The organism is Kribbella sp. CA-293567 (assembly GCF_027627575.1).
Lineage (GTDB): Bacteria > Actinomycetota > Actinomycetes > Propionibacteriales > Kribbellaceae > Kribbella.
This window is the reverse complement of the sequence record NZ_CP114065.1, coordinates 7,177,620-7,193,614: the sequence shown is the minus strand read 5'-3', so window position 1 is coordinate 7,193,614 and position 15,995 is coordinate 7,177,620. Positions and strand designations below refer to the sequence as shown.

At 67.6% G+C, this 15,995-nt stretch carries 19 protein-coding genes and 1 riboswitch; of the genes, 6 read left to right on the top strand and 13 right to left on the bottom strand.

Features of this window, described 5'->3' with window-relative positions; translation table 11 throughout:
- Nucleotides 1-192: 192 nt before the first annotated feature.
- The gene (locus tag OX958_RS33420) at nt 193-1,008 is read right to left on the bottom strand and encodes an ABC transporter permease (RefSeq protein ID WP_270134283.1); all 816 of its coding nucleotides are present in this window, start codon (nt 1,006-1,008) and stop codon (nt 193-195) included.
- Between the two features lie 41 nt (nt 1,009-1,049).
- Nucleotides 1,050-1,940 carry an ABC transporter ATP-binding protein gene (locus tag OX958_RS33415; protein ID WP_270134282.1) on the bottom strand — a complete coding sequence of 297 codons (891 nt, stop codon included), beginning with the start codon at nt 1,938-1,940 and terminating at the stop codon, nt 1,050-1,052.
- A 167-nt stretch (nt 1,941-2,107) separates the two neighbouring features.
- Here OX958_RS33415 and OX958_RS33410 point away from each other — a divergent pair, with 167 nt between their 5' ends.
- On the top strand, nt 2,108-3,247 hold the full coding sequence (locus OX958_RS33410) for a sensor histidine kinase (RefSeq protein ID WP_270134281.1): 1,140 nt from the start codon (nt 2,108-2,110) through the stop codon (nt 3,245-3,247).
- Between the two features lie 45 nt (nt 3,248-3,292).
- Nucleotides 3,293-3,949, top strand: coding sequence for a response regulator (locus tag OX958_RS33405; RefSeq protein ID WP_270134279.1), 657 nt, complete (start codon nt 3,293-3,295; stop codon nt 3,947-3,949).
- Between the two features lie 119 nt (nt 3,950-4,068).
- Here the strand turns inward: OX958_RS33405 and OX958_RS33400 are convergent, their stop codons facing one another.
- Entirely contained in the window at nt 4,069-4,932 is an 864-nt protein-coding gene (locus tag OX958_RS33400) for a C40 family peptidase (protein ID WP_270134278.1), read from the bottom strand.
- Nucleotides 4,932-5,124, bottom strand: a riboswitch (cyclic di-AMP (ydaO/yuaA leader). (Overlaps the previous gene by 1 nt.)
- 260 nt (nt 5,125-5,384) lie before the next feature.
- Nucleotides 5,385-6,347, bottom strand: coding sequence for a threo-3-hydroxy-L-aspartate ammonia-lyase (locus tag OX958_RS33395; RefSeq protein WP_270134277.1), 963 nt, complete (start codon nt 6,345-6,347; stop codon nt 5,385-5,387).
- 88 nt (nt 6,348-6,435) lie between these two features.
- On the opposite strand from OX958_RS33395, the gene OX958_RS33390 reads away from it, so the two are divergent.
- Complete coding sequence (locus OX958_RS33390; RefSeq protein ID WP_270134275.1) at nt 6,436-6,798, top strand: YciI family protein; 363 nt, start codon at nt 6,436-6,438, stop codon at nt 6,796-6,798.
- An 87-nt stretch (nt 6,799-6,885) separates the two neighbouring features.
- On the opposite strand, the gene OX958_RS33385 is transcribed toward OX958_RS33390, so the two are convergent.
- Nucleotides 6,886-7,068, bottom strand: coding sequence for a YegP family protein (locus tag OX958_RS33385; RefSeq protein ID WP_270134273.1), 183 nt, complete (start codon nt 7,066-7,068; stop codon nt 6,886-6,888).
- Nucleotides 7,069-7,119: 51 nt separating this feature from the next.
- Complete coding sequence (locus tag OX958_RS33380; RefSeq protein WP_270134272.1) at nt 7,120-7,800, bottom strand: TetR/AcrR family transcriptional regulator; 681 nt, start codon at nt 7,798-7,800, stop codon at nt 7,120-7,122.
- A gap of 82 nt (nt 7,801-7,882) precedes the next feature.
- Between OX958_RS33380 and OX958_RS33375 the strand changes: the two genes are divergently transcribed.
- Entirely contained in the window at nt 7,883-9,310 is a 1,428-nt protein-coding gene (locus OX958_RS33375) for an MFS transporter (RefSeq protein WP_270134269.1), read from the top strand.
- Between the two features lie 43 nt (nt 9,311-9,353).
- Here OX958_RS33375 and OX958_RS33370 read toward each other — a convergent pair whose 3' ends face one another.
- From OX958_RS33370 to OX958_RS33355, 4 genes are all read right to left on the bottom strand, one after another.
- Nucleotides 9,354-9,599, bottom strand: a complete 246-nt coding sequence (locus OX958_RS33370; RefSeq protein WP_270134268.1) for a hypothetical protein — start codon at nt 9,597-9,599, stop codon at nt 9,354-9,356.
- Nucleotides 9,596-9,886 (bottom strand): DUF6247 family protein, encoded by a 291-nt coding sequence (locus OX958_RS33365; protein ID WP_270134266.1) that lies wholly within the window; start codon nt 9,884-9,886, stop codon nt 9,596-9,598. The genes OX958_RS33370 and OX958_RS33365 overlap by 4 nt, the downstream gene beginning before the upstream one ends.
- Before the next feature lie 79 nt (nt 9,887-9,965).
- A complete protein-coding gene (locus OX958_RS33360) occupies nt 9,966-10,808 on the bottom strand; it encodes a TolB family protein (RefSeq protein WP_270134265.1) in 843 nt (280 codons plus the stop codon).
- 9 nt (nt 10,809-10,817) lie between these two features.
- Entirely contained in the window at nt 10,818-11,285 is a 468-nt protein-coding gene (locus OX958_RS33355; protein ID WP_270134264.1) for an NUDIX hydrolase, read from the bottom strand.
- Between the two features lie 119 nt (nt 11,286-11,404).
- Here OX958_RS33355 and OX958_RS33350 point away from each other — a divergent pair, with 119 nt between their 5' ends.
- A complete protein-coding gene (locus OX958_RS33350; RefSeq protein ID WP_270134263.1) occupies nt 11,405-12,529 on the top strand; it encodes a serine hydrolase domain-containing protein in 1,125 nt (374 codons plus the stop codon).
- 87 nt (nt 12,530-12,616) lie between these two features.
- Here OX958_RS33350 and OX958_RS33345 read toward each other — a convergent pair whose 3' ends face one another.
- A complete protein-coding gene (locus OX958_RS33345; protein WP_270134261.1) occupies nt 12,617-13,468 on the bottom strand; it encodes a carbon-nitrogen hydrolase family protein in 852 nt (283 codons plus the stop codon).
- Nucleotides 13,469-13,855: 387 nt separating this feature from the next.
- Between OX958_RS33345 and OX958_RS33340 the strand changes: the two genes are divergently transcribed.
- Entirely contained in the window at nt 13,856-14,707 is an 852-nt protein-coding gene (locus tag OX958_RS33340; protein WP_270134260.1) for a phosphotransferase, read from the top strand.
- A 46-nt stretch (nt 14,708-14,753) separates the two neighbouring features.
- On the opposite strand, the gene OX958_RS33335 is transcribed toward OX958_RS33340, so the two are convergent.
- Together OX958_RS33335 and OX958_RS33330 are read right to left on the bottom strand one after the other, a co-directional pair.
- Nucleotides 14,754-15,236: an SAM-dependent methyltransferase gene (locus OX958_RS33335; RefSeq protein ID WP_270134259.1), complete on the bottom strand. Its 483-nt coding sequence runs from the start codon at nt 15,234-15,236 to the stop codon at nt 14,754-14,756.
- Nucleotides 15,237-15,357: 121 nt separating this feature from the next.
- Nucleotides 15,358-15,963 (bottom strand): DUF642 domain-containing protein, encoded by a 606-nt coding sequence (locus OX958_RS33330; protein ID WP_270134258.1) that lies wholly within the window; start codon nt 15,961-15,963, stop codon nt 15,358-15,360.
- Nucleotides 15,964-15,995: the final 32 nt, after the last annotated feature.

Here is a 15,995-nt window from a genome sequence, read left to right as displayed (position 1 = left end):
ACCGGGTACGCAGCGTGGCGTCCACGGATCAGTCGTCAGTAATCGTGGTTCTAGGTTACCCGGAGCCGGTGTCCGACACACGCACCGCCCCCTGACTGGACCCCCGAAGAGGTCCGGCAACAGGGCCGGGAGGCCCAGCCGGTCCCCTCAAACCGGCCAGGCCTCCCGCGTCTTTCGCCCCTGACGGGGCTGCTACTTCACCTCACGACGTGAGCTTGCCCACAGTCCGACGATGGTCGGCAGGACGATCCAGATCGCGAGTGCGGTGAGCGTCTGCGGCACCATCCCGTTCAGCTCGCGCTCGGAGATCCGGCCGAAGGCGCCGAACACGTCCAGGTAGTCGGCGTTGCTCTTGAACAGCGCCGGCCCGGCCAGCGACCAGGCGGTCGGAGCGACGAAGAAGACCAGGATCGCGACCGCGGTCTGGGCGATCACCGCACCGAAGGCGGCACCCATCACGACGTTCAGCGCGGTGGTCAGGTAGGCGCCGGCCAGGGAACCCCCGATGCCGGCGTACGACGCTCCGTCGCCGCTCAGCGAGCCGCCGAGGGCGGTGCCGGCCAGGGAAAGCACGACCGTGGCGCTCAGAACCACGACGCTGAGCACGATCGCCGAGGCGAACTTGGCGAGCTGCACCCGGATCCGGCGCGGCGACAACGTGAACGTGGTCAGCGCGGTGCGCTGGGTCCACTCACTCGTCATCGCCATCACGCCGATCACGGGCAGCAGCAGCAGGACACCGGTCGCGGCGGCGCCGAGATAGCTCTCGAACGCCTGTTTGCCGTCTTCCATGTGGGTGAGCTGCCAGGTCAGCGCGGCCAGCGCCAAGGCCAGGATGCCCAGGATCAGGAACCGGCCACTGCGGGTGTTCACGGACTTGCGCAGTTCGATCGTGACGAGCTTGAGGAACGACTGGCCGCGGGCGGGCGGCAGCGAGGTGGCGACCGCCGCGCGGTGCTTGCCCGGAGCCGCCGCGACGACCGGAGAAGTGATTTCGGAAACAGCCATGGTGGAAAGCTCCAGAAGGTCTAGGAAGAAGAAGTTGGGGGTCAGGCAGCGACGGCGGTGGGGGCGGCGGTGAGCTGGAAGAAGAGCTCCTCCAGGCCGGCGCCGTCGCTCTCGCGGAGTTCGAGCAGGACCTGGCCGGCGGCAGCGGCGGCACGGCCGACCTGCTCGGCGGAGGCGTCGACGCGGAGCGCGCCGTCGTGCAGCGGCTCGAGGTTCAGTCCGGCGGCGGTCAGCGCCTGGTTCAGGCCGATCGGGTCGAGACCACGAACGAGCGTGCCGCTGCCGGCCAGCAGCTCCTCCAGGGAGCCGTCGGCAACGATCTTGCCGCCGCCGATGACGACCAGCCGGTCGACGGTCGCCTGGACCTCGCCGAGCAGGTGGCTGGACAGGATCACCGTGCCGCCGCGGGAAGCGAAGTCCTGCAGCAGCCCACGCATCCAGCGGATGCCCTCGGGGTCCATCCCGTTGGCCGGCTCGTCCAGGATCAGCGCGGCCGGGTCACCGAGCAGCGCGGCCGCGATGCCGAGCCGCTGCCGCATGCCCAGCGAGTACTGACCGACCCGGCGCTTGGCGGCCGGCGTGAGACCGACGGCGTCCAGCATCTCGTCCGCCCGGCTTTTCGGTACGCCGAGCAGCGACGCGTTGAGCTGCAGCGTCTCGCGGCCGGTGCGGCCCGGGTGCTGCGCCGCGGCGTCCAGCATGACGCCGACGACGCGCCCCGGGTTCGGCAGGTCGGAGTACTTCTTGCCCGCGATCGTGGCGTGACCCGCGCTCGGCGGGGTCAGCCCCGTCAGCATCCGCAGCGTGGTGGACTTGCCGGCGCCGTTCGGGCCGAGGAAGCCGGTGATGCTGCCGGGCTCGACGGTGAAGGAGACGTTGTTGACGGCCGTGGCGCTGCCGTAGCGCTTGCTCAGGTTCTCGACGGTGATCATGTCCACTACTCAACCGTTTCCGGCCCTCTCCTCACATCGACCGACCGTCCTGTGTGACCCCCTACTTAAGTCGTCGCGGCGGTCCCCGGACCCCCACCGGAAGGGGGAGACACGTCGTCAACGGAAGACGGACGTAAGTCCTGACCTGACCGGACTAGGCTGACGCAATGCAACGGCTGAAGCGCTGGTACGCCTGGTTCGTCCGGCGTGCCCCGCGCTTCCGTGACCTGATGTTCGTCGGGATCAGCCTGCTGACGATCGTCGCCCAGGCCTCCTCCGGCCAGTCGGGCTGGCAGCCCAGCAACTGGCTGGTGGTCGGCCTCGGCACCGTCGCCTCGCTGGCGCTGTGGTGGCGCCGGAGGTTCCCGGTCGTGGTCACGGTGATCGCCGTGGTCGCGCTCGGCGTCGCCACCGTCAGCGCGCCGGTCGGCCTGGCGTTGCTGACGCTGGCGATCCGGCGGCGCGACCTGGTGCTGGGGGCCCTGACCTTCGCGGCGTATGTCGCGTACGTCGTCTCGAGCCTGCCGGCCGACAACGATCCCACCGTCCCGCTCCTCACCGGGCCGTTCGCGCTAGGTATCTGGGTGGCGATCGGTGCCTACATCGGCGCCCGGCGCGACCTGATGGCGTCGCTGCGGGACCGGGCCGAGCGGGCCGAGTCGGAGCGCGAACTGCGCGCCGACCAGGCCCGGCTGGGTGAACGGGCCCGGATCGCCCAGGAGATGCACGACGTGCTGGCGCACAAGGTGTCGCTGATCGCGCTGCACGCCGGCGGGCTCGAGGTGAACCCGGGGGTCGGCCCCGAGAAGGTGGAGAGCTCGGCCGGCCTGATCCGCGAGACCGCCCGGCAGGCGATGGAGGATCTCCGCGAGGTTCTCGGCGTACTGCGAACCGACCTGAGCCAGACCGGCGCCGACCTGGCGCCGATACCACGCGCCGCCGACCTGGCCAGGCTGGTCGAGGCGTCGCGCGCGGCCGGCGTACAGGTGACGAGCTCGCTGACGCTGCCGGACGACGTACCGGCTCTGGTCGGGCGGACGGTCTATCGGGTCGTGCAGGAGGGTCTGACCAATGTGCACAAGCACGCGCGGGGTGTCTCCACCGAAGTACTGGTGGACGGCGCGCCCGGGACCGGCGTGACCGTGCGGGTGACCAACGTGCGGCCGGTGGCGGCTGATTCACTGTTGCCGGGCTCGGGTGCGGGGCTGGTCGGGCTGCGCGAGCGCGTGACGCTGTCCGGCGGGCGGCTGGAAGCCGGGCCGACCCAGGGTGGCGGGTGGCAGGTCGAGGCCTGGTTGCCCTACTGACCGGGGTGCGGTCGGAGTTCGTAGAGCCAAGGGAAATGGAGAGCGATGACGCGGCTGTTGATCGTGGACGACGAGGCGCTGGTCCGGGCCGGGCTGAAGATGATCCTGGAGTCGGCCGACGACCTCGAGGTGGTGGCGGAGGCCGAGGACGGCGCGGACGCTGCCGCGATGGTTCGCGAGCACCGGCCCGACGTGGTGCTGATGGACATCCGGATGCCGCGGCTGGACGGGCTGGCCGCGACCCGGCAGGTTCAGGCGCTGACCGATCCGCCGAAGGTCATCGTGCTGACGACGTTCGATCTGGACGACTACGTGTTCCGCGCGCTGCAGGCCGGCGCGAGCGGGTTCCTGCTCAAGGACACTCCGCCGCGGGAGCTGGTCCAGGCCGTGCGGGTGGTGGCCGGTGGCGACGCGATGCTGTCGCCCACGGTGACGCGGCGGCTGATCGGGCACTTCGCGGCGGATCCGCGGACCGACCGGCAGCGCAGCGCCCGGGAGCGGCTGACCGCGCTCACCGACCGGGAACGCGAAGTCCTGGCCTCGATCGCGCGCGGCCTGTCGAACGCCGACATCGGGCGGGCCCTGTTCATGAGCGAGGCGACCGTGAAGGCGCATGTCTCGCGGGTGCTGGTGAAGCTCGACGCGACCAACCGGGTCCAGGTCGCGATCCTCGCGCACGACGCGGGGCTGCTGGATCTCTGACGTCGTCCGGACGTGGACAACCGGTCGGGCGCCGCCGGGAGGGGTGGGGGTGGCGACGCACGACCGGTTGTCAGGTCAGCGGACCGAGGGGGGAGCCGGTGCCGCTGACGGGCTGGAACTCAGGCGCGGCCGTAGGCCACGCTGCTGGTCCAGATCTTCGCCTTGGCAATCGGCTTGCCCGGCTTGGAGGCGTGCCAGAGCAGCCCCTTACCCGCGTAGATGCCGACGTGGTAGACGCCGCCACCGCCACTGCGGAAGAACACCAGGTCGCCCGGCTTCGCGGCGGCCTTGCTGATGTGCTTCGTCGCGCTGTACTGCTGACGCGACGTACGGGGCAGCTTCTTCCCGGCCTTCTTGTACACGTAACCGGTGTAACCGGAGCAGTCGAAACCGCGGGTGGTCGTGCCGCCGTAGCGGTACGGCGTGCCCTTGAGCTTCGCGGCCTCACGCAGAACCTTCGCGCGGAACGTCGTCGTGGTGCTGCTGACGGCGCCCTTCTTGCCGTAGAGCACGCCGTGCTTGGCGGCCCAGGTGAGGCGGTTCCAGGTCGGCTTGCTCATGTAGCCGGTGGCGCTGATGCCCCAGGAACGCTGGAACTTCTTCACCGCGGCGACAGTGCTGTTGCCGAAGTACCGGTCCTGCGGAAGGCGCAGGGTCTTCTGGATGTACTTGACCGTGGAGCCCGAGTCGCGGAAGCGAATCAGGGGGCGACTGGCGATGGTCGTGCTGCCGCGGACCTGGCCGGCCGTGAGCTTGGCGGTGGTCGCCGCGGAGGCGGTCGTCGGAGCGGTGACCACGCTGATCGCGGCTCCACCACCGACTGCGAGGCCGACCGAGAGGACGGCTGCCGCGGCGCGAGGGGCGGCCGCGGACTTGTTGGTCTTGCGGTGCTTCGCCAGGGTGCGGCCGGTGGGCCGGGTGCTGGCATCGCTGGACTGACTGACGGCGCCCTGAAGCGCTGTCCGTCGGGCAGTGACGGGCATGGTTGTCTCCCGACGCCTGTGAAGTTAGCTGTCGGGTTCGGGCTGAGAGTCAATAGCCCGGTCCGCTCCCGCGGACTTCACCCCAGGGACCCGACCACTCACGGTCGGACCCCAACTTCCTGGGTCCCCCACTCCTGCCATGGTTGTTCGAGGGGAGCGGGTGTGCCTGGCAGGACTCGGCGTTGACACACTCGCAGTTCGGCGCATTTGTCGAACCGCCGACGACTGTATAACAGAACGATCACGACGCAAACCCTCAAATCGGCAGAGACCCTCCCGAACGGCCCTGAACAGCTCTCTGACGGCTCAGGGACCTGTGGTGAACACCAGGTGTCCTGAGCCCGTTTGAGCGTGTCTCAGGCGGCCACTGAGTAGATTCGTGTGACCCCGGTCACAACCCGTGGTGGCGGTCTGTGACGGTGAGCACAGTGAGTACTCAGGCTGCCCTTGGCTCAGCGCTTTCCGAGCACCTGCAGCCAGCGCTCCAGGCCCACGTTGCCGCCTGAAACCACCACGCCGACGCGGTCGGGAAGGTTCTTGATCCGGCCGGCCAGCAGGGCCGCCAGGGCGCAGGCGCCGCTGGGCTCCACAACGATCTTCAGCCGTTCGAAGACGAACGTCATCGCGGCCCGGATCTCGTCGTCGCTGACCAGTTCGATGCTGTCGACCAGTCGCTGCACGATCGGGAAGGTCAGCTCGCCCGGCGTCGCGATCGCCTGGCCGTCGGCGATCGTTCGCGGGATGTCGATCTGCACCCGCTCGCCGGCCTTCAGCGACCGGGCCGTGTCATCGCCGGCTTCCGGTTCGACGCCGATCACCCGGATCCCCGGCGACAGCGCGGTCGCCGCGGTCGCGCAGCCGGCGATCAGCCCGCCGCCACCGATCGGTACCAGCAGCGCGCCGAGCGGCCCGACCTCCTCGATCAGCTCCAGTGCGACCGTGCCCTGACCGGCCATCACGTCGTAGTGGTCGTACGGCGGGATGAGGGTCAAGCCGCGTTCCGCCGACAACTGCTTGCCCAGCGCGGTCCGGTCCTGGGTGTAGCGGTCGTAGGTCACCACTTCTGCGCCGTACCCGCGCGTGGCCGCGATCTTGGTCGGCGGCGCGTCCTTCGGCATCAGCATCACCGCGGTGGTCCCGGCCAGCCTGGCGGCCAGCGCGACCGCCTGGGCGTGATTGCCCGACGAGTACGCCGCGACGCCCCTGGCGAGCTGCTCGGGGGAGAGCCGGCTGATCGCGTTGAAGGCGCCGCGGAACTTGAAGGCGCCGATCCGCTGGAAGTTCTCGGCCTTGAGATAGACCTCCGCGCCCACCCGCTCGTTCAGCGTGCGCGAGGTCAGCACCGGCGTACGGTGGGCGACGCCTTCGATCCGTCCGGCCGCGGCCTGCACGTCCGCGAAAGTCAGCTCAGTCATGACACGACGCTATGTCAAGGTGGCAGCGCCCGCTCCGTACTGATGGCGAGAGGCTTCCGTTCGGGAGCCGCCGGTGAAGGAGAGCTTCGTGAAATACCTGGTGGTACTGAACATCAACCCCGACGTCCTGAACGCGCTGACCGAGGACGAGCAGCAGGCGATCTTCAGTGGGCACGAGAAGTTCCTGCAGACGGTGCAGGAGTCCGGGGAGTTCCACAGCACGGTCGCTCTCGCCGAGCCGGCCAAGACCGCGGTGGTCAAGGTGCGCGGCGGCGTACCGGCGGTGACGGATGGGCCGTTCCTGGAGGCGAAGGAGTTTCTCGCCGGGTACTACCTACTCGACTGTGCCACCGCGGAACGGGCACACGAGCTGGCCGCGATGATCCCGGACGCCTCGATCGAGGGGCTCGGTGTCGAGGTCCGGGAGGTAGTCCACGAGCTGGGCCTCTGATCCCGGCCGGCGACGGCAGAACGACAGAACGGCAGGAGCTCCGCTTCGGGGAGTTCCTGCCGTTCTGTTCCGTACTACTACCGAGGACTAGGAAGTCTGGTCGTCGAGGTTCGCGTCGCCGGCGTTCTTCTTCACGGACTCGATCCCGTTCAGCGCGCCGTCCTTGGTCTTGTAGCTCTCGCTGACCGCGATCACCTCGCCGTTGCCGGCCTTGAGGCGGAACCGGAATCCGCCCGACTTGTCTTCGTACAGCTCGAACTTGGCCGCCATGGCTGAACCCTCCGTGTAATGGACTGACTCCGCTCCGGAGCGTACCGGGGTTCAGGCTTCCCGGACCGTCAGCACGCCGCGAATGCCGGCGACCACGAGATCGATGCCGAGGGCGTAGTACCGGTCGGTGGAGGTCGGGCAGATCAGCGTGTCCGCCGCCGCGGTGATCAGCGGATAGCGGTGCGGTGACAGGGCGGCGAGGGCGGCGCGCTTGCCGCGAAGGGCGTCCTCGCGGGTGACGGGGTCGGTGTCCTCGTTGGCGCCGGGCTCGGTGGTGACCAGGGTGATCAGCGAGCAGATCGACTGCCGGCCGACCTCCGCGGCGTCGTCGGCGGAGAAGCCGCCCTGGGTCAGCAGTTCCATCGTCCGCTCGGCCATCGCCAGGCCGGCCGGTGAGACGAGAATGCGGAACAGAGTCAGCCCGGCTGCCTTCGGGTGTGGTCGGAGGGCGGCGACGAACGCATCCAGTACGCCGCGCAGCTGCGCATCCCAGGGCTGATCGGTCGGTTCGGGCAGCGCGAGGTCGGCCAGGATCCGGTCGCCGACCGCCGCGAGCAGGTCGTCCTTGTCGCTGAAATGCCGGTAGAGCGCCATCGGCGTGACGTCGTGCGCCTGCGCCAGCCGGCGGATGGTGAGCGCCTCCAGTCCTTCGGCGTCGGCGATCGCCAGCGCGTTGGTGGCGAGCAGGGCCGGGTCGAGCCGCTTGCTGGTCTGGCTGCTGGTGGGAGTCACGTTGACAAGTTTACAACGTAGACCTACGGTTTACGACGTACACATACAACGTATACATACGCCGTAGACCTGTGAGGAAGACATGCGACGCAGTCCCTGGGCCACCCTTGCGGTGCTGGCCCTAGCGCAGTTCATCGTGGTGCTCGACGTGACGATCGTGAACGTCGCGCTGCCCGACATCCAGAAGGACCTGAACTTCTCCGCCGACTCCCTGCAGTGGGTGATCAACGCCTACACGCTGCTGTTCGGCGGCTTCCTGCTGCTCGGCGGCCGGATGGCCGACCTGCTCGGGCCGCGCCGGGTCTTCGTCGCCGGACTGGTGCTGTTCGGCATCACCTCGCTGGTGGCGGGGTTCGCGAACTCGCCCGAGTTCCTGATCGGCGCCCGCGCGGTCCAGGGGCTCGGCGGCGCGTTGCTGTCACCCGCGGCGCTGGCGATCCTGACCGTCACCTTCGCGCACGGCCGGGAGCGCAACATCGCGATGGGCGTCTGGGGCGGTCTGGCCGGCCTCGGCGGCACACTCGGAGTGGTGGCCGGCGGACTGCTGGTCGACTCGCTGAGCTGGCAGTGGATCTTCTTCGTGAACGTGCCGATCGTGGCCCTGCTGGTCGCGCTCATCCCGATCTACGTCCGCGACACGCGGCACAACGAGAACGGCACCCGCGCCTTCGACACGGCGGGCGCAGTACTGGCTACTTCGGGTCTGCTGGCCGTCGTGTACGGCGTCGTCCGGTCCGAGCCGAAGGGCTGGGGTTCGGGCGAGGTCATCTTCTTCCTGGCCGGCGGGGTCGTTCTGCTGGCCGCCTTCGTGCTGGTCGAGGCGCGGTCGAAGGCCCCGCTGGTGCCGCTGCGGCTGTTCCGGTCGAGGGCGTTGAGCGTGTCGAGCGGAGCGCTGGCCCTGAACGGCGCGGGCTTCCTGTCGATGTTCTTCCTGACCGCGATCTTCCTGCAGCAGGTGCGCGGCGACTCCGCGCTCGAGGCCGGCGTGCACTTCCTGCCGATGGGCGGCGCGGCGATCGTCGCCGCAGTACTGGCTTCGCAGCTCGTCCAGACGGTCGGCACCCGCACCGTGCAACTGTCGGGCGCCGTACTCAGCGTGATCGGTCTCCTGCTGCTCTCCCAGGCCGACGCGACCGGTAGCTACGCGACGCAGATCCTGCCCGGCCTGCTCATCTTCGGCTTCGGCATCCTCGGCGTCGGCGTACCGGGTCAGATCACCGCCGTCTCAGAGGTGGAGAACCACGAGGCCGGCGCCGCGTCAGGCGTCGTGAACGCGATGTACCAGGTAGGCGGCGCCCTGGGCCTCGCGATCGTCACCACCCTCTCGATCACCCGCACGACTGAATCCCTCGCCGCCGGCGTCCCCCAGCAACAGGCCCTGGTTGACGGCTTCCAACGCGGCCTCCTGGTAGCCGCCGGCTTCGCCGTAGCCAACGTCTTCCTGACCCTGGCCTCTCCCCAACTGCAACCCACCTCAGAACAACTGACCGAAGCCGCCGCCGCGGCCTGATGTTCATCGCCCTCGCCCAGCAGGCGGGGGCGTTGAACGTGGTCTAACCGACCCAGGTCACGTCGAAGATCCGGAGAAGTCGCCGGTGATCATCGAGATGGAACGAGATCAGCCCGGACCCGCCGAACTGACTCTGGCGGAACTGGGGTTCGTCCGGTGACAGCAACTGAGCGTCCCACGGGGCGTCCACGAGCTTGACGACGTGGTCCACCAAGGCGTCGAACGCCTCGGACGGTAGTCCGTCCAGCTGTGCGAAGGCGGCCGCGTGGAAGTCCACGCGGTAGGTCATTGTCGTTCGGCCCAGCCGGGGATGACTTGGTCCGCGGACGTGAACTCGTCGTCGCGCCCTTCGCGGGCGGCTTGCGCGGCTTCCTCGAACCCAGGTCTCGAGTAGGCCGCGGCTCGGAGGTGCCACAACTGCAGTACCTCGCGCAGTTGCTGGAAGCGCCAGACCTCGTGCGCCGCATCGAGCGCCCCGTGGTACTCCGCCAGGAACTGTGGATGCCACTTCGAGGGCAGCACACGCAGAATCTCCGCCGGGTCCTCCGGCGACTCCTGATGCGGCTGCGCGGTCACAGTCCGAAGACTACTCGGTAGAAGCCGCCTGACGTTTCTGCTCATCCACAGGAGCCGTTCGGAGTACCAGGGCGCTCGGCTAGCTGATCGGGTAGGCGACGTACGCGAAGTACCGGCTGTCCGGCGACCAGCTCGGCACGTTCATCGTGCCTTGGCCGCCGGAGAGCTGGGCCACTTCCCGGATCTGTCCGTTCTCCAGCACCCGGACCCGGACGTCCGCCACGTCGGCCGGATGGCCTTCTGTGCCAGGGGGAAAGCTGACGTAAGCGATGCACGAACCATCCGGGGAAGGATGCGGGAACCAGTTCACCCGCTCGTCGAAGGTCAACTGCTCGACGGTTTCGCCCTTGATCCTGAACAACTGCGCGTGCCCCGCCCGCTCGGAGTTGAAGTAGATCCACTCCCCGTCAGGCCCGTACTCCGCGCCGTCGTCCGCGAACTCGTCGTCGGTGACCTGGACATCCACCCCGCCGGCCACCGGAACCGTGTAGACGTTGGTGATCCGCAGCTCGTCCCGGCTCTTCAGCCCGATATAGGCCAGCCGCTCCCCATCGGGCGAAACCCCATGCAGGTAATGGTGAACGCCGTGCTCGTTGCTCACCCGCCGGCCCGTGCCGCCGGCCAGCGGTACGGCGTACAGGTGTCCGTCCTCCGCCGACACGTAAACCGTCGAGCCGTCCGGGCTGACCACATGGTCGTTGTTGATCTCCGGCACCCCACCGAGCTCGATCCGCTCGAGCTCACCGCCACTCACCAACAACCGGAACAATCCGCCGTCCCCGTTGACGATCAACTCGTGACCGGTCCAGTTAGGGGCCTCGAACAACAACTCGGTGGAGGAGAACACCAGCGTTCGCTTGCCGCTGGCAACTTCTACGACGTACAGCTCGGCTGTCTGACCCTTACGCAGTTTCCTCGGCATACCCCAACCCTAGGTCTTGGCGGCCAGGGCCAGCTTGAGCCAGCGCGACACAGAGGAATCCGGCGGTAGCTCGGCCAGCGTCATGGAGACCCAGCGAGCCTCGGACAATTCCGGGTTGAGGCGGAACTTCGCCGACGTCGGCTCGGCGAGGAAGATCGTCAGGCTGTCGATCTTGCCTTCGCGGTCCGTGATCAGGGTGTTCAGCACCACTGGAGTCCGGGTGATGGTCAGCGACAGCTCCTCGGCCACCTCACGGATCGCGGCCGCCTCCGCGGTCTCACGCTTCGGGTTGTAGCCGCCGCCGGGCAGCGCCCACCACTGGCGATCGACGTACGAGTGCCGCACGACCAGGCAGCGCGACGGATCATCGGGGTGGACCAGCAGAACTTTGACGCCGTACGACGACGGCTGCCGCACCTTCCACCACAGGCGCAGCGCCCGGTATCCCCAGCGCAGCAAACCCGCTCGCACTCTCACCGCGCGATCCTCTCACGCCCTACTGGTGACCTCCGGGACTCTCAGGGGCGCTCCCCGATGTGACCGCCGAGTTCTTCGCCGCAGGGTGGACCGACGAACTGTTCAGAGGAAGGCCCGAGATGAAGCGAGTACTGAAGATACTGGCCACTGCGATGGTGGTGGTTGCCGTGCCAGGAGTCGCCAATGCCAGTAGCAGTGCCAAGCCGGCGCAAGGGGAGCTGCAGCAACGGTTGGACCAGGTGGTTGCCGCGGGCTCGGTGGGCGCGCTGGCCGAGGTGCGCACCGGGGACCGCGTCTGGCGAGGAACCAGCGGGGCCGCCGTACTGGGGACGACGCGCGCGGTGCCGGTCGACGGGCGGTACCGGATCGGGAGTGTCACCAAGACGTTTGTCGCCACTGTCGTGCTGCAGTTGGCCGACGAGCGGCGCTTGCGGCTGGATGACCCCGTGGAGAAGTGGCTGCCGGGAGTCGTGCCCAACGGCCAGAACATCACCCTGCGCCAGCTGCTCAACCACACGAGCGGGCTGTACGACTACCTCTACACGATCCCGTTCCCGCCGAGCCAGGCGTTCCTGGCCAACCGGTGGCGCACCTGGAACCCCGAGGAGCAGATCCGGCAGGCGTTGGTGCACCCGCCGACCTCCGAGACACCCGGTACGACGTACGCGTACTCGAACACCGGCTACCTGCTGCTCGGCCAGGTGATCGAGAAGGTGACCGGGAAGCCCTACGCCAAAGCGATCGAGCGCCGGATCATCCGGCCTCTGAAGCTGCGGGACACCGAACTGCCGGGCACCTCGCCGTGGATCCGAGGGCCGCATCCGCGGGGCTACGTGCCGATCGAGTACGCCGATGGCGTCCGTCTGGTCGACTACACGGAGATGAACCCGTCGGTGATGGGCGCGGGTGGCGAGATGATCTCCACGAACCAGGACCTCAACAAGTTCTTTGCCGCGCTGCTCGCCGGCGACCTGCTGCCGCGGCACCTGCTCGACGAGATGAAGACACCGGGCACGGAGACCAAGAAGTACGGACTCGGGCTGGCCTGGCGGGACACCGAGTGCGGTGTCCGTGTCTACGGCAACGACGGTGACGCCCTGGCCTACAACGTCTGGTCGTTCTCGACCGAAGACGGGCGTCGTCAGGCCACCCTCGCGCTCACGCCCAACCATGACGGTGATGTGGACGACGCCGTGAAGGCCTTCCTGGACGAGGCTGTCTGCGGACACAACGACAGGAAGTAGTGCGCTGAATCGCGATCCCGGACCAGCCGCTGAGCGTGGGCCCAGCGGCCGGCCGGGACTACTTCCTGTCGTTGTGCACGGCGATCGCTAGGAGCTGACGCGTTCCCGGGTCCTGCGCCGGAAGTCCCGGCCGAGCTGGGTCGTGTCGTCACGCTGCAGTTCGGCCATCACGAGCGCCGGCGTACCCGAGGCGGGGCCTTCGGCAACCCAGTCACCGCGGGGATCGATCACCCCGGACTCCAGACCGGAACCGGGATTGGCCGCCGTTGCGATGCTCACCCAGCAGGTGGTGTTCGCGGCGGCGCCCCGAGCCTGCACGCCCACCTGCGCGTTCCGCGAAACGCCGACGGATGCGTAGGAGGCCAGGACGGCGTCGACCTCAAGTCGGTCGTACTCGGTGAAGATCTCCGGGAACAGCATGTCCAGTCCCAGTGCGAGACCGAACCGCCAGCCTTCGACGTCGAAGGTGACCGGTTGGTCGCCCTCGCTGTACATGAAGCTGACCTTGGTGGTCGACAACCGGCGTTCGTCGTACCGGCTGATGAGCTTCCCCTGATCCGATACGACGTACATGCTGTTGTACGGCCGAGCCGGCGCCGGCAGTTGGTGCACCGACGGGATCACGGTCCAGATCCCGAGCTCACCCGAGAGCGCGACGATCCGGTCCAGCTCCTCCTGCAGCACGGCCCACTCGGCCTTGCTCCAGTCGGACGGCCCGACCTCGTCCGGTCCGAGCTCGGACATCACGACTTTGCTGGGAAAGCAGAGCGCGCCCTCACTGAAGTGCACCAGACGGGCACCCGCCTCGGCCGCTTCGGTCATGAACCGCCGTACTTCCTCCGCGCTCGCATGCAGTCCCGCGACGTCGGTGGGATCCTCGCGAACCGTCGACTGGGCAACGGCGATCCGCAGGCTGGTCTGAGGGATTTCTTCCGGCATGTCTTCTCCTGAAGGAGTCGGACGGAAGTGCCGAAGGGCAGCAGTGTAGGACTCGCCCGTCTTGGCGGCGCGGGCACGAACCCGTCGCTTGAAGCTCCTGTGCGCTGTCATCTGGCCTTCCACGCACCCGCACGCGATCCCCCAGCGATCTCGCCCGGGGCAGCTGACCAGGACGAGCGACCCGAGATCCGAGATCCCTTTGCCTTCTGAAGAGGACCAGGCTGGGGCCGGTCGACGAAGGTGAGGCGCGGGCCGCGCCGGATCCCCATCCTTCCCGATCCCCGACCCGGCCGTCAATCACCGCCGCGGCGTCGAGACGGACAAGCTCCCGTCGCTCACCGAAATCAAGGCGACCGATCAAGTTCGCGAACGTAGCCTGACCAGACCATGGAGACCTCCGACCGCACGCGCGCGATCGCAGCTGCGACCTCGATCGCCGCATCGCTCAACCTGCCGACCAACGACGCCACCGTCCTCCACAACTCGAACAAGCTCGCGCTGCACCTGACGCCCTGCAACGTCTTCGCCCGAGTAGCCCATGTAGGACAAGAGGTCGCACAACTCGAAGTCGAACTCGCTCAACGCCTCGCCGAGGTCGGCTGCCCAGTAGGCGAACTAGAGCCCCGAGTAGACCCACTCGTCCACACACGCGACGGCTTCGCCGTGACGCTCTGGACGTACTACGATCCTGTGACACCTGAAGTCTCACCAGCCGACTACGCCAAAGCGCTGGAACGCCTGCACACAGGCATGCGCAAAGTCGAGATCGCGAGCCCACGGTTCACGGATCGAATCGCCGAAGCACAAGCAGTAGTTGCCACCCCGCATCGCTCACCAGAGCTTCCCAATGCAGACCGCGAGTTCCTCAGCAGCAAGCTGGCCGCCCTGCGACAAGCAATCGAGCACCACGGCGCCCCGGAACAACTACTCCACGGCGAACCACACCCAGGCAACCTGCTCACCACCAAAAGCGGCCCATTGTTCATCGACCTCGAAACGTCCTGCCACGGCCCGATCGAGTTCGACCTGGCCCACGCCCCCGAAGAAGTCGGCAAGCATTACCCCCACATCAACCAAGACCTGCTCAACGACTGCAGACAACTCGTCCTGGCCATAGTCGCAGCCTGGCGCTGGGAACTCGGCGACCAGTTCCCCAACGGCAGGCAATCCGGAAAAGACCTCCTCCACCAACTACGAGAGATTTCACCCTCTCCAACCTCCGACACGGGAACAGGCTGACTCGACGGCCGGTGATGGTCGCCGGCGGCTTTATCCGCATTTCGAATTATTCGTGTGGGGCGAAGTAGCTGGTGAGCATTTCGGTTGGCCAGCTCGGCTGGTGGGTGGTGCCGCGGGGACCGAACTCGTTGAACCAAGGCTTGATGTCGAGAATCGGGGTGCCGTCGACGGCGTCGAGGTCTTCGACGTGGAGGTCGAGGCCGTCGACTTTGAGGAGGCGGCAGCGGGAGACGCCTAGCCAGTTGAGGCGGCGCATGTTGCGGTGTGCGAAGGTGCCTGCCGCTGGCCAGTCGGGGTTGTTGCGAGCGGAGCGGGCGCCGAGGTGGAGATCGGACTGGTCGGTCAGGTGGAAGTGGAAGACGATTTCGAGGTGGGAGAAGTCTTCGAGGCCTCTGGTGGAGTCGGTGTCAAGGCGTGGGTCGTCGATGCGGATGATGGCTTGGGTGCCGCCCCAGTAGTCGTCGGTGGGCTCCGCTCGGCCGCCGATAACGTGGGCGACCGGGCGGAGGGTGATCGGTTGGTCAGTCATTGTTCCCTTGTAAGTAAGGCGTTGTGCGGCCGCTCGCGCTAGTCACAGAGGCGCGTGGTCTGGCTGATCAGCGGAGTACTCGATGAAATTCTCACGAGTACTCCGGCAGGTGGACGCTTCGTCAGCGGATCTTGTTCACCGTGGAAGCCGAGGCCGGGCAGAGAATCAGCAGACAACTCTCCACCTTGACGTCATCGAGCACCGGCCCCCACCTGGTCGGCGCGGTGGTACTGGTGAACTGCAGCACCGTCGAACTCGACAGCAGATTGGTGAAGTAGAAGCTGCGGTAGACCCACCCCATGTTGCCGATGTTCTTCCCCGCCACACTGACGGTAAAGGTATCCACCTGCTGCCCGTTGACGGACACCTTGCCGCTCTTGATGGTCGGCAGACCCTCCGGATTACCGGCCACGGCATAGGTGACCTTGTACGTCGTGAGCAGCTGCGCCGGCAACGTACGCGCAACCGACCCGGCTGACGTCCCGTTCATATCAAGCGATTGCCGCCCTTCGGCGTTCTGCCAGTACGAAACGGAGTCGACGGTCCCCGAGGCCACAGTCCAGCCCCCGAACTGCTGACCCGCGACGTACTCCTTGTAACCGCCCGAAATCAGCGGATCCTCAAACCCGCTGGCCAACACCGGCGCGGCGGCAGCCGGCGACGCGGTCAAACCGACAAGCGCGGTGGTCAACGCGATCAGCAACGCAGTACGACGAAGTTTCGGCATAACAAGGCCTCCCCAGGCATGGACGGACGGGT